The 18,431-nt window shown below is 73.1% G+C and carries 16 protein-coding genes; 5 read left to right on the top strand and 11 right to left on the bottom strand.

The window, feature by feature from the left end:
- The first annotated feature begins 65 nt into the window (after positions 1-65).
- Complete coding sequence (locus AB0435_RS18470) at positions 66-1,100, top strand: MBL fold metallo-hydrolase (protein WP_366427429.1); 1,035 nt, start codon at positions 66-68, stop codon at positions 1,098-1,100.
- 91 nt (positions 1,101-1,191) lie between these two features.
- Here AB0435_RS18470 and AB0435_RS18465 read toward each other — a convergent pair whose 3' ends face one another.
- On the bottom strand, positions 1,192-1,710 hold the full coding sequence (locus tag AB0435_RS18465) for a GNAT family N-acetyltransferase (RefSeq protein WP_366004140.1): 519 nt from the start codon (positions 1,708-1,710) through the stop codon (positions 1,192-1,194).
- Between the two features lie 66 nt (positions 1,711-1,776).
- A complete protein-coding gene (locus tag AB0435_RS18460; RefSeq protein ID WP_366427428.1) occupies positions 1,777-2,964 on the bottom strand; it encodes a damage-control phosphatase ARMT1 family protein in 1,188 nt (395 codons plus the stop codon).
- A gap of 247 nt (positions 2,965-3,211) precedes the next feature.
- Between AB0435_RS18460 and AB0435_RS18455 the strand changes: the two genes are divergently transcribed.
- Complete coding sequence (locus tag AB0435_RS18455; RefSeq protein ID WP_366004142.1) at positions 3,212-4,597, top strand: amino acid permease; 1,386 nt, start codon at positions 3,212-3,214, stop codon at positions 4,595-4,597.
- On the opposite strand, the gene AB0435_RS18450 is transcribed toward AB0435_RS18455, so the two are convergent.
- From AB0435_RS18450 to AB0435_RS18440, 3 genes are all read right to left on the bottom strand, one after another.
- Positions 4,587-5,348, bottom strand: coding sequence for a glucose 1-dehydrogenase (locus AB0435_RS18450; RefSeq protein WP_366004143.1), 762 nt, complete (start codon positions 5,346-5,348; stop codon positions 4,587-4,589). The two genes, AB0435_RS18455 and AB0435_RS18450, sit on opposite strands and share 11 nt — an antisense overlap.
- 94 nt (positions 5,349-5,442) lie before the next feature.
- Positions 5,443-6,024 carry a TetR/AcrR family transcriptional regulator gene (locus AB0435_RS18445; RefSeq protein ID WP_366427427.1) on the bottom strand — a complete coding sequence of 194 codons (582 nt, stop codon included), beginning with the start codon at positions 6,022-6,024 and terminating at the stop codon, positions 5,443-5,445.
- A gap of 63 nt (positions 6,025-6,087) precedes the next feature.
- Positions 6,088-7,863, bottom strand: coding sequence for an FAD-dependent oxidoreductase (locus AB0435_RS18440; RefSeq protein WP_366004145.1), 1,776 nt, complete (start codon positions 7,861-7,863; stop codon positions 6,088-6,090).
- A 179-nt stretch (positions 7,864-8,042) separates the two neighbouring features.
- On the opposite strand from AB0435_RS18440, the gene AB0435_RS18435 reads away from it, so the two are divergent.
- On the top strand, positions 8,043-8,351 hold the full coding sequence (locus AB0435_RS18435) for a 4a-hydroxytetrahydrobiopterin dehydratase (RefSeq protein WP_366004146.1): 309 nt from the start codon (positions 8,043-8,045) through the stop codon (positions 8,349-8,351).
- Between the two features lie 212 nt (positions 8,352-8,563).
- Here the strand turns inward: AB0435_RS18435 and AB0435_RS18430 are convergent, their stop codons facing one another.
- The 4 genes from AB0435_RS18430 to AB0435_RS18415 all read right to left on the bottom strand — a co-directional run bounded on the left by AB0435_RS18430 (position 8,564) and on the right by AB0435_RS18415 (position 12,909).
- The gene (locus tag AB0435_RS18430) at positions 8,564-9,034 is read right to left on the bottom strand and encodes an Asp23/Gls24 family envelope stress response protein (protein WP_366004147.1); all 471 of its coding nucleotides are present in this window, start codon (positions 9,032-9,034) and stop codon (positions 8,564-8,566) included.
- Between the two features lie 86 nt (positions 9,035-9,120).
- Positions 9,121-9,951 (bottom strand): aldo/keto reductase, encoded by an 831-nt coding sequence (locus AB0435_RS18425; protein ID WP_366004148.1) that lies wholly within the window; start codon positions 9,949-9,951, stop codon positions 9,121-9,123.
- A 93-nt stretch (positions 9,952-10,044) separates the two neighbouring features.
- Entirely contained in the window at positions 10,045-11,871 is a 1,827-nt protein-coding gene (locus tag AB0435_RS18420) for an AMP-dependent synthetase/ligase (protein WP_366427426.1), read from the bottom strand.
- A 156-nt stretch (positions 11,872-12,027) separates the two neighbouring features.
- Entirely contained in the window at positions 12,028-12,909 is an 882-nt protein-coding gene (locus AB0435_RS18415; RefSeq protein ID WP_366004150.1) for a LysR family transcriptional regulator, read from the bottom strand.
- An 85-nt stretch (positions 12,910-12,994) separates the two neighbouring features.
- Here AB0435_RS18415 and AB0435_RS18410 point away from each other — a divergent pair, with 85 nt between their 5' ends.
- A complete protein-coding gene (locus tag AB0435_RS18410) occupies positions 12,995-14,008 on the top strand; it encodes a bile acid:sodium symporter family protein (protein ID WP_366004151.1) in 1,014 nt (337 codons plus the stop codon).
- 728 nt (positions 14,009-14,736) lie between these two features.
- Here the strand turns inward: AB0435_RS18410 and AB0435_RS18405 are convergent.
- On the bottom strand, positions 14,737-16,683 hold the full coding sequence (locus tag AB0435_RS18405; RefSeq protein ID WP_366427425.1) for a sialidase family protein: 1,947 nt from the start codon (positions 16,681-16,683) through the stop codon (positions 14,737-14,739).
- Between the two features lie 137 nt (positions 16,684-16,820).
- Positions 16,821-17,753, bottom strand: a complete 933-nt coding sequence (locus tag AB0435_RS18400; RefSeq protein WP_366004153.1) for a zinc-binding dehydrogenase — start codon at positions 17,751-17,753, stop codon at positions 16,821-16,823.
- A gap of 84 nt (positions 17,754-17,837) precedes the next feature.
- Between AB0435_RS18400 and AB0435_RS18395 the strand changes: the two genes are divergently transcribed.
- Positions 17,838-18,281 (top strand): MarR family winged helix-turn-helix transcriptional regulator, encoded by a 444-nt coding sequence (locus AB0435_RS18395; protein WP_366427424.1) that lies wholly within the window; start codon positions 17,838-17,840, stop codon positions 18,279-18,281.
- Positions 18,282-18,431 lie beyond the last annotated feature (150 nt).

Raw genomic sequence — 18,431 nt, 5'->3', positions numbered from 1 at the left:
CCGCCGCCCCCGAGGCCGGCCGCGCGCAGCACCACAACGGTTCCCCATGGAATGGAGCCCTCTCGATGACCGAACAGACCGAGCGCTCCCTCACCGAGCCCCCCGACTCCCGCACCCGGCCCCGCCCTCGGCCCCGGCCCCGTCCCCTCGGCGAGAACCGCCTCTGGCCGCGGTCCTTCACCGACCGCCTCACCACCCCGCTGCCCGGCCTCCGCGCCCTCGCCCGGCTCGCCCGCGAGCGCAGACTGCGGCCCGACCCCGCCGCACTCGGGCAGGTCCCCGCCCTGCCCGTCGAGCTCGGGCCGCTGCCCGTCGTCGACGCCACGACCACCGCCGTCACCTGGGCCGGGCACGCCAGCTGGGTGCTGCGCGTCGGCGGCCTGACGGTCCTCACCGACCCCGTCTGGTCCCGCAAGATCCTCGGCACACCCGCCCGGCTCACCCCCGTCGGCGTCCGCTGGGAGGACCTCCCCGCCGTGGACGCGGTCCTGATCAGCCACAACCACTACGACCACCTCGACGCCCCCACCCTCAAGCGCCTGCCCCGCACCACGCCCCTCCTCCTCCCCGCGGGCCTCGGCCGCTGGGCGCGGCGCCGTCGCTTCACCCACGTCACCGAGCTCGACTGGTGGGAATCCGTCGAACTGCCCGGCCCGGCCGGCCCGGTCCGCTGCGACTTCGTCCCCGCCCACCACTGGAGCAAGCGCACCCTCACCGACACCTGCCGCTCCCTGTGGGGCGGCTGGGTGCTCACGGCTCCCGGCGGGCACCGGGTCTACTTCGCGGGCGACACCGGTTACGGCCACTGGTTCGAGGCCATCGGCCGCCGCTACGACGGCATCGACGTCGCCCTGCTGCCCATCGGCGCGTACGACCCGCGCTGGATGCTCGGCCCCGTCCACACCGACCCGGAGGAGGCCGTACGCGCCTGCGGCGACCTGGGCGCGCGGGCGATGGCACCCATGCACTGGTCGACGTTCGTCCTCTCCGCGGAACCCCCGCTGGAACCGCTGCACAGGGTCCGCGCGGCGTGGGAGTCGACGGGCCGCCCACGGGAGGACCTGTGGGATCTGCCGATCGGGGGGAGCCGGGTGTTGTAGGCGGGCCGGGACGCGCACGCACATCAGCCGCGTCCAGCCTGTCCGGCGGGAGGACACCGCCGCGCGGCGGTGGCGCGGGCCCGTCCCGCCGTCAGGCTTCCAGTACGTGGACCCGCACCGGCGCCCCCGACGCCGGTGCGACCGTCTCGCGCTCCCGCCGCATGCCCAGCTTCCGCATGACCGCCTCCGAGGCGTCGTTGCCGACCTTGTGCACGCCCACCACCCGGGCGAGCCCCCGGTCGCGCAGGGCGAAGTGCAGCACGGCCCGCGCCGCCTCGGTCGCGATGCCCCGGCCCCAGAAGGGGCGGCCCAGACGCCAGTCGATCTCCACGGCGGGCAGGATCTCGGGCAGGTACTCCGGCACGGTCAGCCCTGTGAACCCGGCCAGGCGCCCCGTCTCCCGCACCTCCACCGCGAAGAGGCCCACCCCCCGCTCGTCCCACTCCCGCTCCCACCGCGCGATCACCTCGGCGGTCTGCTCCCGGTCGCGCACGGAGCCGTCCACGAGGCACCGCATCACCTCCGGATCGGCGTTGATCGCCGCCATCGGCTCCAGGTCGTCCTCGCGCCAGCGGCGCAGCGTCAGTCGGGGCGTACGAAGCGAGGTCATGCCCGCATCCTGCCCAGGGGCCCCGCCCCGGATGCGGGCATGACCTCGCTTCGTACGCCCCCGTGTTCAGCCCTGGAGCCGTGCCTGCACGAGGGCCTGCGAGCCGTCGGTCCGCCACCCCGGCGAGGACGCGTCCAGCCGCTCGACGGTCTCCGGCCGCATTCCCACGACCACTTCCGACTTGAGGGTGCGCAGCGCGACGAGCGCGCCCGGCACCCCCGCCACGGAGGCGGCGAAGGGCTGCGTCGCGGGCCAGGCCCGATCGCCCACCAGGCGGCGGTAGTTGAGGTCGCCCTTGACGACGCACAGGCTGCCCGCGGCGAACGCCGTCCGCAGTGCGCCGGGCAGCTCGTCGAAGCCCAGGGGCGAGCAGAAGAAGTCGTGGCCGGACAGGCGCAGCCGCCCCGAGGCCGCGGCGTCCAGCAGGCGCCCGCCCGCCTTCCCCGCCGCGCCGGAGAAGGCGGCGAGCCGCACCAGGCAGTCCCGCACGTCGGAGGTGACGGCGTCGGAGACGAAGTAGGGCCGTGGTTTGACGTGCAGCACCACGCCGGTCGCCCGCCCGGTCGCCAGCAGGTGATCGGCCAGCAGCAGGTCGGCGAGGAGCTCGCGCCCCGCGTTGTCCAGGACCACGTGGACCTCACCCGGCGGCCGCCCGGTGAGGTGGCGCCACACCGCGGCGCTGTCGTCGGCGAGCAGAGGGGTGTCCTCGGTGCCGGCAGCGCCGTCGGCGCCGGCAGTGGTCTCCTGGACCAGCCGGAAGCCGAGGTCGGCCCGGTTGCCGTAGAGGGAGGCCAGGAGCAGGGCGTGGAAGCTCTCCTCGGGTGACGCGCCGTCCAGCTCGTCCCGCCACGCCGTGTCGGACTCCAGGCCGGGGTCGGCCAGTTCGGCGGACTTCATCGGCGCGAACGGGTCCACCCCCTGCCAGGGCCCGGGGGTGAAGTGGTCCACGCACTCCAGCAGGCGGAGGTAGAAGTAGTTCTCGGCCCACAGGAACGGCAGCTCGCTCCACGGCCGGCCGTACAGGCCGTCGCCCCCGGACAGCCACGGCGCGTGCCCGGCGGTCACCGGCTCCGGTGGCCGGACGGCACCGGACCGTGACTCCTCCACCAGGGCCTCGAGCCGGGACCGCTGTGCCGGGCCGTAGGGGTTGCTGTCGCACAGCCTGCGGATCAGGGCCGGATGCCGCTCGTGGAAGACCCCCCAGCCGTACGCGCGGGGGCCGGCGATGCCGTGGACGGGGGCGGTTTCGTTCATCGTCTGCCTCGCTTCGTGGGACGCCGCTCCCGCCATGGTGTCCCAGGCCACACGGGTGCCGGCGACTGCCCCCGGCGGTGGCGGCGGACGAATGACGGTGGGCGGGGGTGCTCACAGCACCTTTTGCGGTCGGCGGTGCCGCTGCGCGGGACAAAAATCACGGATTTTGCGGAGGTCAACCCTCCGGTCACCATGTCCTGTCGCACAGATCCGCGACCTGCCCGCAGGACGAGAGGCGCACCACCTCATGCACGACACCGACGGCACGAACAGCCGCCGTTTCGGCCTACCGACCGCGGTCGCCCTGGTGATGGGAAACATCATCGGTGGCGGCATTTTCCTGCTGCCCGCTTCCGTCGCCCCGTTCGGCACGGTCAGCCTGCTCGCGTTCGGTGTTCTCACGATCGGCGCGATCGCGCTGGCCCTGGTCTTCGGCCGGCTCGCCGAGCGCCATCCGCGTACCGGGGGACCGTACGTCTACGCCCGCGAGGCGTTCGGCGACTTCGCCGGGTTCCTGTCCGCGTGGTCGTACTGGACGATGACCTGGGTCAGCAACGCCGCCTTGGCCGTCGCCGCGGTCGGCTATTTCCATGTGGTCACCGGAGGCACCTCCTCCAAGGGCACGGACCTCGTCGTGGCCCTGGCCGCGCTCTGGCTCCCGGCGCTGGCCAACCTCGCCGGTACGCGCTGGGTCGGCGCGATCCAGCTGATATCGACCGTGCTGAAATTCCTGCCCCTGCTGTTCGTCGCGGTCGTCGGCCTCTTCTACTTCGACCCGGCCAACCTCGGCCCCTTCACCGAGGGCGGCGGCAACTGGACCGGCGGCCTGACCGCGTCGGCCGCGATCCTGCTCTACAGCTACGTGGGCGTGGAGTCCGCGGCCATGAGCGCGGGCGAGGTCCGCGACCCGGAGCGCAACGTCGGGCGCGCGAGTGTGCTCGGCACCATCGGCGCGGCCGTGGTCTACCTCCTGGGCACGCTCGCCGTCTTCGGCAGCGTCCCCCACGACAAGCTCGTGAAGTCCACCGCGCCGTTCTCGGACGCGGTCGACACGATGTTCGGCGGCCAGTGGGGCGGCACGCTGATCGCGGCCGCCGCGGTGATCTCCATCATCGGTGCGCTCAACGGCTGGACGCTGATGAGCGCCCAGGCCCCGTACGCGGCGGCCAAGGACGGCCTCTTCCCGGCGGCCTTCGGCAGGAAGCGGCGCGGGGTGCCCACGGTGGGCGTGCTGGCCGCCGCGGTCCTCGCCTCGCTGCTGACTCTCGTGAACTACACCCTCGGCGAGGGCGGCGTCTTCGAGATCCTGGTCCTGATCACCACGTTCTCCGCGACGGTGCCGTATCTGCTGGCCGCGGCCGCCCAGGTGTACTTCCTGCTGACGGACCGGCGCGACAAGGTCCGCATGGGCCGGCTGACGCGGGACATGGTGCTGGCGCTCGGCGCGTTCGCCTTCTCCTTCTGGCTGGTGGCCGGCGCCGGTTACGCCGCGATCTACCAGGGCGTGCTCTTCCTCTTCGTGGGCATCCTCGTCTACGCGTGGATGGCGGGCCGCCGCCCGGCCACCGGCACGCCCCAGGGGGACGCGCCGGAAGCCGCGGCCGAGCCGGTCGCGGAGGCCGTCAGGCGGTGATGCCGCCGTCGAGGAGGAGGTCGGCGCCCACGGTGAAGCCGGCCTCCTCCGAGGCGAGATGGAGGACCGCGGCCGCTATCTCGTCGAGGGTGCCCGCGCGCCCCGCCGGAACGGTCCGCCGCATCCGCCCGGCCTTGTCCTCCGCGGACTCGCCGGGGCGGGAGGACATCGGGGTGTCCATCGGGCCGGGGCTGACCGCGTTGATGCGGATCCCCTCGCCGATGTGGTCGAGGGCCGCGTTGCGGGTGAGCGCGGAGACGGCCGCCTTGCTGGTCACGTAGGCGCCGAAGCCCTCCAGGCGCATATGGGCGCCGAGGTTGGACGCGATGTTCACGATGGCACCGCCGCCGTGGGCCCGCATGTGGCCGATCTCGTGCTTCATCGACAGCCACACGCCCTTGAGGTTGGTGGCCAGCACCGCGTCCCAGTCGTCCTCGGAGATGTCGGCGACCTTGGCGGGCGGCGGGAGCAGACCGACGTTGTTGACGGCCACGTCGAGGCCGCCGAAGTGCCCGACCGTCCGCTCCACCAGCGCCCGGACCTCGGCGGACACGGTCACGTCGGCGGTGACCGCGAGGGCCTCGCCGCCCGCGGCCTCGATCCGCGTGACGGTCTCCTTCAGCGGCGCCTCCCTGCGGCCCGCGACCACGAGCCGCGCGCCCTCCCGGGCGAAGGCGAGCGCGACGGCCCGGCCGATGCCCGTACCGCCGCCGGTGACGAGAACGGTCCTGCCGGTGAAGCGTGCGGTCATGACGACAACCCCTCGGTTTCTCTGAACAAGCTTGAACAAGAACGATCGGTCTTGAATAAGGGCCGCAAAAAGCCGCCCGGTGGGAGCCGCGGGCTCAGTCCAGCAGGGAGAGCGCCTGCGCGGCCGCGTCCCGCAGCCGGCCCGGCCCCGGGTCCGCCTTGCCCACCACGCGCATCCCCTGCATCAGCACCATCAGCATCCGCGCCAGCGCGACCGGGTCCCGCCCGGCGGGCAGCTCGCCCTGCGCCCGCGCCCGCATCAGCGCCGAGACGAGCGCGGTCTCCAGGCCCTGCCAGCTCTCCCCGACCCTGCGGGCCGCGGCCGGATCGTGCGCCGCGAGCTCGACGGCCGTGTTGGTGACGAAACAGCCGCGCCGCAGGTCGTCGCAGGTAGCCTCGTCGGCGAAGCGCCGCAACAAGGTCCGCACCGCGGGCAGTGCGGGCCCCGGCTGGGACAGCTCCTCCACGATGCGCGTGTCGCTCTGCTCGCCGTAGCGCTCCAGGGCCTTCAGGTAGAGCTCACGCTTGCTCCCGAAGGTCGCGTAGAGGCTCGCCCGCGCGATGCCGAGGTGCTCGACGAGGTCCGTCAGCGACGTCGCTTCGTAACCGCGCTCCCAGAACAGCTCCAGGGCTGACTGAAGGGCGGCGTCCGGGTCGAATTCCTTGGTCCTGGCCACGCGTCCGACGGTAGACCTATCAAGATCGATCAGTCAATAATCGAGGGATCGCGCCCCGGTGGGCTACCCCACGTCGAGCGCGTTCGGCAGCCCCAGGCCGTACCGCACCTCGTCGTTCCCCTTGAAGAACTCCAGCTCCGGCGCGCGGTACAGCGGAATCACCGCGCACCGCTCCGCTCCCGAATCCACCGTGTCCAGCAGCGCGTTGACCGCCGCGCGGGCGGACGCGTTGGCCCCCTCCATCGTGGCGAGGTCGATGTCGGTGGCCACGTAGTCACCGCAGAGGAAGAGGTTGGGGATCGCCGTACGCGCCTGGGGGCGGTTGAACCAGGTGCCCACCGGGTGGATGAGGAGCTGCTCGTCGTTGGTGGGACGCGGGCCGCCGATCTCCACGGCCGGGTCCAGGAACCACGAGTGCAGCGAGGCGTCGCTCAGCACCGTGCGCCCGGTGTCGTTGAGCCCCGCCTTCATCTGCGCCCACACCTCGCGGGCGACCTCCTCGCGCGTGCACTGCTTGGCCGTCCTGCCGTAGAGGATGCCGGGCTTGTCCCACTCGGAGACGTCCGCCGACAGGCAGTCGACGGCCGCGCCGTCACCGTAGTCGGCGCGGAAGTCCCGGCCGGACCAGAACTGTGCCTGGCCCACGGAGGTGATCGACCAGGGGGAGTCGATGTGGTTGACGTGGCCGTGGACGACGGGCGCCGGCTCCGTCAGATAGAACTGAATGCCCGTCATCCAGTCGGTCCGCAGCGCGTCGCAGCGCCCCAACTGCGGGTCGACGGCGCGCACTTGCGCGTTCCAGGTGGTACGGGCGTGCTCCACCGGCATGGCGGAGACGAAGTGGTCGGCGGTCACCGGCTGCCGGGCCCCGGCGGGGTCCTGGACGACGGCCTCGGCGATCCGGCCGCCGTCGAGACGGAGGTCCCGTACGGTCCAGCCGACACGGAAGGTGACACCGAGCGAGCGCAGGTGGGCCACCCAGGGGTCTATCCACGCCTCGTCGGTCGGCGCGTTGAGCACCCGGTCGGGCTCGCCGTCCGCGCCCCGGCCCAGGACGTTGAAGAGGAACGCCTCCACGACGTTGCAGACGGTCCGGGTGCTGGCGACCTCCGCCTTCGTGGCCACGATGTTGCGGGTGATGCCGATGGCCAGCAGCCGCTGGTAGTTCGGTGACATGCGGGCGGCGCGGATGAACTCCCACCAGGGCATCCGCTCCCACGCGTCGAGCCGCCGCCGCTCGCAGCTGGTGAACCAGACGAGCATCCGGTCGGTGAAGTACGCCAGCTCGCCGGGCGGGATGTTCCCGAAGGCGTCGAAGAAGCCGAGGAGCGCGCGGCGCAGGGCGTCAGGGGTGAGGACGGCGGGCGGCCGGCCGAGGGTGTGGAAGGGCAGCCGGATGTCCTCGTGGCCGATCCGGGCGAACAGCTCCTCGGAGGACGCCACGAGATTGTCGTGGCAGCCGCCCGGGTTGCCGGGGAAGGGTATGCGGCGCATGGTGTCGGGAAGGTTGCGGTAGAAGCCGGGGAAGAAGCGGAAGCCGTGCTCGGCGGGCAGGGGTCTGCGGTTGCCCCGGGCGCTCCCCGGTACGTCCATGCTGCGGGCCTTGCCGCCGGGAGCCTTCTTCTCGTACACCGTCACCCGGAAGCCGCGCTCGGCGAGTTCATGGGCCGCGGTCAGTCCGGCGACGCCGCCGCCGAGCACCGCGACGCTCTGGCCGCCGGATCTCCGGCGGCCGGCGGCGGCCGCGCGGCCGCCCGTGAGCGAGGTCGTCCCCGCCGCCGCGGCGACCGCCGCCGCACCACCGATGAAGCCCCTGCGCGTGCTGCCCGTACCGCCCATGTGCCCAGCCCCCTGCCGCCGGTGACCTTGTCACTTCCGGCGCCGGAGCATATGGGGGCCACCCTCACCCCGGAAGGCTTCAGGGGACTCGCTGTGCGTCGCCCCGCACATTGACGCGAAACCGCCCCTGTCCCGTGGGACGCTTGAGTAACCGGCACCCGCGACGAAGGGGATACCTCATGGCCGTCGAACCGCTCTCGCAGAAGGACGTCGAGGACCGCCTCCAGGAGCTGCCCGGCTGGACGACGGACGGTGACCGGATCAGCCGCACGTACTCCTTCGAGGGGCACTTCCAGGCGGCGGCGATGGTGATTCACATCGCCCAGATCCAGGAGGAGTTGGGACACCACTCGGATTTGACGCTGGGTTACAACACGATTCGCGTGAGCGTGAACACGCACAGTGTGGGCGGGAAGGTGACGGGTCTGGACGTGGAGCTGGCACGCCGGGTGGAGGCGGTTGCCTCCAGCCATGGCGCGCGTTCGTAGCCGCCTGACTTCTGGGGCTTCGCCCCAGACCCCTGACCGCGCTTCGCGCGGTGTCCTCAATCGCCGGACGGGCTGCATTGCGCACCCACATCAGCCACATCTAGCCCGTCCGGCGATTGAGGACGCTCCCGAAGGGAGCTCCCGCCGCAGGCGGCGGACTGGCCCGCAGCCGGGGGCCTGGGGAGCGAGTTCTGGGCCGCCCGCCGCAGGCGTCAGCGCACACGCGCTTCCGACTCCAGCGGCTCGTCGTCGTCCGGCAGGCGGACGTCCACCACCGCTATGTTGACCTCGACCACCTCGAGGCCGGTCATCCGCTCGACCGCGGCGATGACGTTCTCGCGGACCTCGCCCGCGACCGCCGTGATCGGGACGCCGTACTCGACCACGATGTCGAGGTCGACCGCCGTCTGGCGCTCGCCGACCTCGACCTTCACCCCGCGCGTGACGTTCGACCGCGCGCCGGGCACCCGCTCGCGCACCGCGCCCAGCGTGCGGGCGAACCCGCCGCCGAGGGTGTGCACGCCCGGCACCTCACGGGCGGCCAGGCCCGCGATCTTCTCCACGACGCCGTCGGCGATCGTGGTCCGGCCGCGGGTGGCCGCCGGCGCGTCCGCGCCGGGTGTGCTGGGCTGGACCGTCGTGCCCTGCTCGCCGGACGTGGGTATGGACGGGCTCGTCGTCATGACCGTCTCTCCTCGACTCGGTGGTACGGCCGGTTTCCGCACCCGGACTTCTGTCCGGGACCGCCGAACTCATCCATGCCCGCCCGTCAGAGGTCGAACTCGTCCGGATCCGGGCCGAGCCGGGTGCCGTTGTCGAGCCCGGCGAGCGCCTGGAGGTCCTCGCCGTCCAGCTCGAAGCCGAAGACGTCGAGGTTCTCCCGGATCCGGGACGGGGTCACGGACTTGGGGATGACCACGTTGCCCAGCTGGAGGTGCCAGCGCAGCACGATCTGGGCCGCGGTCCGGCCGTGCTCGGCGGCGAGGCGGGCGACGACGGGGTCGGAGAGCAGCCCCTTGCCCTGGCCGAGCGGGGACCACGCCTCCGTGGCGATGCCGTGCCGCGCGTGGTAGGCGCGCAGCTCGGACTGCGCCAGGTTCGGGTGCAGCTCGATCTGGTTCACGGCGGGGACCACGGAGGTCTCGGCGAGCAGCCGGTCCAGGTGGGCGGGCTGGAAGTTGCAGACACCGATGGCCTTGGCCCGGCCGTCGGCCTGGAGCTTCTCCAGGGCCTTGTAGGTGTCCACGAAGGTGTCGCGCGTCGGCACGGGCCAGTGGATGAGGTAGAGGTCCACGTAGTCCAGGCCGAGCCGCTCCAGGGACGCGTCGAAGGCGCGCAGCGCGGCGTCGTAGCCGTGGTCGGAGTTCCACACCTTGGTGGTCACGAAGAGGTCGCCACGGGGGAGGCCGGCCGCGGCGAGGGCCTTGCCCACGCCCTCCTCGTTCCCGTAGATGGCGGCGGTGTCGATACTGCGGTATCCGGTCTCCAGCGCGGTGGTGACGGCATCGGACGCCTGATCGTCCGGCACCTGCCAGACGCCGTAGCCCAGCTGGGGCATCTCGACGCCGTTGTCGAGGGTGATGGAGGGGACCTTGCTCACGAGCATGGATCCTTACGTCGGTCGTGCAGTGACGTCCATCGTCAACCGGAATGCACGCCACCGCATTCCCGGCCGGCCCGTGCCGTTCCGGGATCACCCCTGGTAGAGCGCCTCGACCTCCCGGGCGTAGGCCCTCTCGACAGCCCGGCGCCTGAGCTTCAGCGACGGCGTCAGCAGCCCGTGCTCCTCGGTGAACTGGGCGGACAGTATCCGGAACGCGCGGATCGACTCCGCCTGGGACACCTGGGTGTTGGCCGCCACCACCGCCCGCCGTACCTCGGCCTCCAGCTCCGGATCGCGCGCCAGCTCGGCCGGCTCCCGCCACTGCTTGCCCCGCAGCCGCAGCCAGTGCCCCACCGCCTCCAGGTCGAGGGTGACCAGCGCGGCCACGTACGGCCGGTCGTTCCCGACCACGACGCAGTGGGCGATCAGCGGGTGCGACCGCACCCGGTCCTCCAGCGGCAGCGGCGACACGCTCTTGCCGCCCGACGTCACCAGGATCTCCTTCTTCCGGCCGGTGATGGTCAGATAGCCCTCCGCGTCGAGCGCGCCCAGGTCCCCGGTGGCGAACCAGCCGTCGCGCAGCACCGCGTCCGTGTCCCGCCCGTCGCCGAGGTAGCCGGAGAAGACCTGCCCGCCGCGCAGCCAGATCTCGCCGTCCTCGGCGATGCGCACGGTCGTGCCCGGCACGGGCAGCCCCACCGTCCCGAAGCGGGTCCGCTCCGGCGGGTTGGCGGTCGCGGCGCCCGTGGTCTCCGTCAGGCCGTACCCCTCCAGGACGCTCACGCCCGCGCCCGCGAAGAACAGCCCCAGCTCGCGGTCCATCGCCGAGCCGCCCGACATCGCGTACCGCACCCGGCCCCCCAGGGCCGCGCGCACCCGGGCGTAGACGAGCCGGTCGAAGACCTGGTGCCGCACGCGCAGCGCGGCGCCCGGCCCCGGCCCGGTGCCGAAGGCCCGCTCCTCCAGCGCCCGCGCGTACCGCACCGCCACGTCGACGGCCTTGTCGAAGGCGGCGCCCCGCCCCTCGGACTCCGCAGCGCGGCGGGCCGCCGCGAGGATCTTCTCGAAGACGTACGGCACGGCGAGCACGAACGTCGGCTGGAAGGCCCGCAGGTCCGGCAGCAGCGCCGCCGCCGTCAGCTCGGGCTGGTGGCCCAGCTTGACGCCGCCGCGCACCGCCGCGACCTGCACCATCCGCCCGAAGACGTGCGCCAGCGGAAGGAAGAGCAAGGTGGCGGCCGTCTCGCCCGGCCGGGAACGGAAGACGCCCGCGTAGCGCTCGACGACATTGTCGGCCTCCGCCATGAAGTTGGCGTGGGTCAGCACACAGCCCTTGGGGCGGCCGGTGGTGCCGGAGGTGTAGACGACGGTCGCCGGGGTCGAGGCGGTCAGCGCCAGCCGGTGCCGGTGCACGACCGCGTCCTCGATCCGCTCGCCCGCGGCGGTCAGCGCCTCGACGGCGCCCGCGTCCAGCTGCCACAGCCGGGTCAGGCGCGGCAGCCCGTCGACGACGGAGCCGACGGTCATCGCGTGGTCCTCGTGCTCGACGACGCAGGCGGTGACGCCCGCGTCGCGCAGGATCCAGCCGACCTGCTCGGGCGAGGACGTGGGGTACAGCGGCACGGACTGCGCGCCGACCGTCCACAGCGCGAAGTCGAAGAGCGTCCACTCGTAGCGCGTACGGGACATCACGGCGACCCGGTCGCCGAACCGGATCCCCTCCGCGAGCAGGCCCTTCGCCAGCGCCAGCACCTCGTCGCGGAAGGCCGCGGCGGTCACGTCCCGCCACCGGCCGTCCGGGCCCTTGCGGGCGAGCGCGACCTCCTCGGGGTGCTCGGCCGCGCGGTCGAAGACGACGTCCGCCAGTCCTCCGACATGGGGCGCCGCCACCAGCGGTGGGACCGTGAACTCGCGCAACTGGCCAGCTCCTGCTTGTTTCTCGTGACGCTCCGTGCAGCGCCGTGACCGTACCCGATCCGGGTGGGTCACGAACCCTTTTCCGTACGGCCTTGCGCGGTCCCGGCACGGAATCCCCACGGCGTCTGCGCTTGTCGTCCACCGCGGGGGCAGGACTCACCCCGCGGTGCCGGGCGGCCCCGGGGTCTGGAGGCGGTCGCCGGAGGCCAGGATCGCCGAGGCCAGCGCCTCCGCCGGGCCCCGCGCGGCGGAGCCCGGGCCGTGCATGAGCACCACGTCGATCCCGCCCAGCTCCGGCAGGCCCGCGCGGGCCGGGACCCGCACCAGGCCCGGCGGGATCATGCCCTGCGTGTGGGCCATGACGCCCAGCCCCGCGCGGGCCGCCGCCACCAGGCCGTTGAGGCTGCCGCTCGTGCACGTCACCCGCCAGGCGCGCCCGTCCCGCTCCAGCACCTCCAGGGCGCGCGCCCGGGTCACCGCGGGCGGGGGGAAGACGACCAGGGGGAGCGGCCGGTGCGCGTCCAGGCGCAGCCGCTCGCTGCCGATCCACACCAGCCGGTCCCGCCACACCAGCCGCCCGTGCGGCTCGTCGGGGTGCCGCTTGACCAGCACCAGGTCGAAGCGCCCGGCCTCCAGCTGCTGGTGCAGCGTCCCGGAGAGGTCCACGGTCAGCTCCAGGTCGACATCCGGGTGGTCGCCGCGGAAACCCTCCAGGATCTCGGGCAGCCGGGTCAGCACGAAGTCCTCCGACGCCCCGAACCGCAGCCGGCCCCGCAGCCGGGTGCCCGCGAACCAGCCCGCGGCGCGCTCGTTCGCCTCCAGGATCGCGCGGGCGAAACCGAGCATCGCCTCGCCGTCCTCGGTCAGCTCCACGCCGTGGGTGTCCCGGACGAACAGCTGCCGCCCGGCCGCCGCCTCCAGCCTGCGCACCTGCTGGCTCACCGTCGACTGCCGCAGCCCCAGCCGCCGCGCGGCCTGGGTGAAGCTCAGGGTCTGGGCGACGGCCAGGAACGTACGCAGCTGCACGGGATCGAACACCCCACCAGGTTATCGCCGTACGTGATAACAGTCAGTACGGTGAACGGGGTTCCCGATACCGCAGGTCAGAGGCAGGCTGAGGGGCATGCGACGCCCTGCCTTCCTCTCCCGCGTCCCTGTGGACCCCTACATAGCCGCCCTGCTCGGCACGGTGCTCCTCGCCGCCCTGCTCCCCGCCCGGGGCGCGGCCGCACCGGTCGCCGGAGGCGCCGCCACGGGGGCGGTCGCGCTCCTGTTCTTCCTCTACGGCGCCCGACTCTCCACCCGTGAGGCGATGGACGGCCTGCGCCACTGGCGGCTGCATCTGACAGTCCTGGCCTGCACGTTCGTGCTCTTCCCGCTGCTCGGGCTGGCCGCCCGCGGCCTCGTCCCGTACGTCCTGACCCCGCAGCTGCACTCCGGACTGCTCTTCCTGTGCCTCGTCCCCTCCACCATCCAGTCGTCCATCGCCTTCACCTCCATCGCGCGCGGCAACGTCGCGGCGGCGGTCTGCGCGGGTTCCTTCTCCAGCATCGTCGGCATCGTCCTCACCCCGCTCCTCGCGGCCCTGCTCCTGGGCAACAGCGGCGGCGGCTTCTCCGCCCACTCCCTGCTCTCGATCGTCACCCAGCTGCTGATCCCCTTCCTCGCCGGCCAGCTGCTGCGCCGCTGGGTGAGCGGCTTCCTCGTCCGCCACAAGAAGGTCCTGGGCTACGTCGACCGGGGCTCGATCCTCCTCGTCGTCTACGCGGCGTTCAGCGAAGGCGTCATCCGCGGCATCTGGCACCAGGTCACCCCCGTACGGCTGCTGGCCCTGGTCGGCGTCGAAGCGGTGCTCCTGGCGGTCATGCTCTCGGCCACGACCTACGGCTCCCGCCGCCTCGGCTTCAGCCGCGAGGACCGGATCGCGATCATCTTCTGCGGCTCGAAGAAGAGTCTTGCCGGGGGCTTGCCGATGGCCGGTGTGCTGTTCGGGGCGCAGGCGAGTCTGGCGGTGCTGCCGTTGATGCTTTTCCATCAGATGCAGTTGATGGTGTGTGCGGTGCTGGCGAAGCGGTATGCGCGGGGGGCCGCGCGGGGTGGCTCTGTGGTGGTTCGTGGAGTGGCTGAGAGGGTTTGAGGGTGCGGGTTGTTCTTTGCCGGGGGTGGGGTGGCCTCAATCGCCGGCCGGGCTTGGGTGGTGGCTGGACCGGGGGTGTGACCTCCGGGCTGAGGACCTGGAACGCGGTGCGTGGCGCCGCCAGGCGCATTGAGTGCTGTGACGACGCACCGCGTTCCAGAACCTCACCCTCCGGCCCCACCCCCTCCGCCGGTGGGCAAGTTGAAGGCCGGTGGGGGCGTAGACCGTGGGGGCACGCCTTTTCTCTTCAGCCGGGCGCGCCGTCCTTGCAGTCGGGTGCGCTTCTCGTTCCAGCCGGGTGCACCGGTTCTTTCAGCCGGGTGCGCCTCTCTTCTTTTCCGCCGGGTACGCCGTCCTTTTCTTTTCAGCCCGTTGGGGGCACCTCCCAGCGGTAGCTGGGGGAGTTTGAGGACGCGCCCGCTGGGGGCACCTCCCAGCGGTAGCTGGGGGAGCTCCCGCCGCAGGCGGCAACGGACCGGTAGCCGGGGGTCTGGGGCACGCGCCCCAGTTTCGGGAAGGGGCGGGGCTGGGGAAAAAGCCCGCCGCAGGCGCCAACCGACCCGCAGACAAGGGGCCCGGGGCGGAGCCCCCACACGGCGGAGCCGCAGATCAGATGCAGCCCGGAAGGGGCGGGGCTGGGGAAAAAGCCCGCCGCAGGCGCCAACCGACCCGCAGTCGGGGGCCTGGGGCGCGTGCCCCAGTGGAGGCGAGCCCGGGGGCGCGCACAATCAGCGGCCCGCCAGCCCATCCAGCGGCAGCCATACCAAGAGCGCCCGCGAAGCCACCCCGTCACCCGAACCCCGCAATCGCGAAAGTTCGCGATCCGACAACCCCCGCCCATACACCCGCACTTCATCGAGCGAGCCAAGGAAATACCCCCGCCCATCCGGCCGTTGCCCCACATGCACACCGAACGTGGACGTACGGCTCACCGACCCGGCGGCACCCCCCACCGCCACCGACGCCCCGTCCACGGTGAGGACGAGCCGGTCGCCCCCGCGCCGCAGTGCCGCGAAGTGCCAGCGGCCGTCGCGGTACGCGCCGGGCAGGCGTGCTGTCGCCGAGCGGGCCGGGGCCGGGCCGGTGACGGCGGTGAGGGAGCCGGTGACGCCCCGGGCGTCGCTGCGCAGGGAGACCTGAGGGGCGCCGCCGACCCCGCCCATCCACAGCAGCGGCTGCTCGCCGTGTGCGGCGGCGGACTGCCTGAACCACAGCAAAGCCGTGAAGTCCCGTGCATCGAGCGGGAGTTCCGGGCGGTAGGGCAGCCGTACCGCGTCGTCCGTGCCGTCGAACGACAGCGCCCCGCCGAAGCGGCCCTCCACCGGCCGCGCCCCGCCGAGGACGTACGCGGCCGGCGCGCCCGGGGCCCGGTTCGGTGTCGTCGGGTCGGGGCCGCGGCGCGGGCCCAGCCAGTCCTCGGTGAAGCGGGCGAAGCGGATCTCGTCCTTCGCGTCGGCCCTGCCCGCCTCGTAGAGCAGCCCCGCGGTCCCGGGGGAGACGACGGCCAGGTCGGAATAGCCGGACCAGTCGGAGGTGACGCGCCTGCCGCGCTCCACGCTCTCCCAGGTGCGCCCCTGGTCGTAGGAGGAGCGGATGGTCATCGCGCGGCGGCGGTCGGGGTCCGCGGGCAGGGAGAGCAGCCAGCGGCCGTCGCGCAGCGGCACGACGGACCCCTGCACCATGGGGGCGTAGAGGTCGGGCAGTGCGCGGAAGGGGCGCTCGAAGGTGGCCCCTCCGTCGCGGCTGACCGCGACGTCGCGGTTGCCGAGGTCGGTGCCGCCCTGCTCACGGCCGTTGACATGGATCGCGCCGTCGCTCCGCTCGACGAGGGTGAGTTCGGACGGCATCTGGTCGTACGTGCTGTCGGGGGCGATGCGGTGGGTGTCCACCGCGCCCAGCCGCCAGTGCGCGCCCCCGTCGTCGCTGAGGGCGAGCGCGGCGTGGTCGGCGGTGACCCGGGTGCCGTCGTGGCTCTGGGCGTTGACCCCGACGACGAGGCGGCCGCGGTGCGGCCCGTGGACGAGCTGGATGCCGTGGCCGGGGCCGGTGGCGTACCACGAGTTCCAGCCGCGCGGCCGGATCTGCCGGGTGATGTCGCGCGGCCGCGACCAGGTCGAGCCGTCGTCGTCGCTGTACTGCGTGTGCGGGGTGCGGTCGCAGGGGACGTCGCAGTTGCCCGCGTCCGGGCGGCCCGCGTTGTAGGTCGTCGTGACCACGATCCGGCCGGTGCGCCGGTCGACGACGGGCGCCGGGTTGCCGTGGGTGTCGCCGTGGCCCTCGTCGACGATCCGCAGCGGCCCCCAGGTGCGGCCGCCGTCGGTGGAGCGCTTGAGGACGAGGTCGATGTCGGTGGCGTCCCCGCAGTTGTGTCTTCGGCCCTCGGCGAAGGCGAGCAGGGTGCCGCGGGCGGTGGTCACGAGCGCGGGGATGCGGAAGCAGGCGTACGCCCCTTCCCTGTTCTGTTCCCCGTCCTGTTCCCCGTCCTGCGAGGCCCGGAAGAGCACGCGCTCCTCGAACCCGTCCGGCCCGGTGGCCCCGGCCCGTACGGGCTGGAGCGCGAGGGCGAGCAGCGCGGCCGACAACGCGGCCGCCGCCACGCGCCCGGCGGCGCGGCGGGTGCCGGGGGGCGGGGAGCTGACGGTGTGTCGGTGACCTGTGCGGGAGAGCGGCGCCATGGCCCGGCCCTTTCGCGTCGAGGCACTGCGGGAGCTGTCGTGACACGCGGGAACCGGGCAGCGCGTCCGCCTCTGCCCGGTGAGCCCGAACGTACGGGGCGGGCCGTGGTCCCACAAGGCCGATTGCGCCAATGAGCTCACACGGGGCGCAGCACCACCTTGCCGAGGTTGACGCGCGACTCGATGATCCGGTGCGCCTCGGCGGCTTCCTCCAGCGGGAGTTCGGCGTGGATCCGGGGGCGCAGCCGCCCGGCGGCGAAGAGTTCCCACAGGTCACGGCGCCACTGCTCCATCAGCGTGGGCCGGTGCCGGGCGACGAGCCCCATCTGGAAGCCGATCGCGGACTTCGCGCCGACCAGCAGGTCGTACGCCTCGATCGTGCCGCCCCCCGAGCTGTACGCCACCAGCCGCCCGCCGGGCGCGAGCGCCGCGAGCGCCGGGGAGAGGAGCTCGCCGCCGACCGCGTCCAGCACGATGTCGACCGGTGCGACGTCGGCGAGCGCGTCGTACGTCACCACCTCGTCCGCCCCCAGCGACCGCACGAAGCCGGCCTTCGCGGCCGAACTCACCGCGCCCACCACCCGCTTCGCGCCGCGCGCCCTGGCGAGCTGTACGGCCAGGTGGCCGACGCCGCTGGCCGCCGCTGTCACCAGCACCGACTCGCCCTCGGCCGGGCGGGCGGCGTCGTGGGCGCCGAGGGCGACCAGGCCGCAGCGCACGAGCGCGACGGCGTCCGTGGCGCTCGCGGAGTCGGGCACCGGGGAGGCCATGGAGGAGTGCAGCAGGGAGTGGTCGGCGTAGCCGTCGGCGAAGCACAGGCCGGTGACGCGGTCGCCGACGGCGAAGCCGGTCACCTCCGGGCCGAGGGCGACGACCTCCCCGGCGACCTCGCCGCCCAGACTCGCGGGCAGCGGCAGGCCGCCCTCGCGCACCTTGCGTACGACGGGGAGGGTCACGCCGACGGCCTCGGTGCGCAGCAGGAGCTCGCCGGGGCCGGGGCGGGGGACGTCCGTGGTCTCGACGCGCAGGACCTCGGGGCCGCCGTTCTCGTGATACCGGACACGACGCATGGGCACCTCACAGATTTCGTTGGTGGGGCCAACGTATCTCTGTTTCATTGGGAGGTCCAACGTTTTCTTCGGTAGGCTCCCGCCATGGCAGAGAACGAGCCCGCGCTCACCCGGATCCGCGCCCTCCCCAGCTGGCTGCTCAACCGCGCCTCCGCGCGCGGCCGCCGCCTCGTCGGCGAGGCCCTCGCCCGCGAGGGGATGCGCATGCCGCACCACGCCGTGCTGTCCGCCGTCGCCGACCTCGGCCCGGTCGCCCAGGCGCAGCTCGGCCGCACCACGGGCTTCGACCCCAAGGACATGGTCGGCATCCTCGACGACCTCCAGGCCGCCGAGCTGATCACCCGCGCCCCCGACCCCACCGACCGCCGCAAGAATGCGATCTCCCTCACCTCGGAGGGCCACCGGCTCCTGGCCCGCCTCGCGATCCTCGGCGAGGAGGCCAACGAGAGGCTCCTCGCCGCCCTCTCACCCGCCGAGCGCGAGCAGTTCCTGAGTCTCCTCACCCGGGTCGCGGAGGAGCGGGACTGAGCGGTGTCCGGCGGATCTTGTGTCGGTGCTGCGGGTGGCGCCGTCTGTGCACCACCGCTGCGCGGCGGTGTCCTCAATCGCCGGACGGGCTGGATGTGGCTGATGTGGGTGCGCAATTCAGCCCGTCCGGCATCTGAGGGCACCGCCGCG

The sequence above is a fragment of the Streptomyces sp. NPDC051173 genome, from assembly GCF_040689515.1.
Classification (GTDB): Bacteria; Actinomycetota; Actinomycetes; order Streptomycetales; family Streptomycetaceae; genus Streptomyces.
Note: the sequence above shows the minus strand (reverse complement) of the source record. Positions and strands in the feature narration are given on the sequence as shown.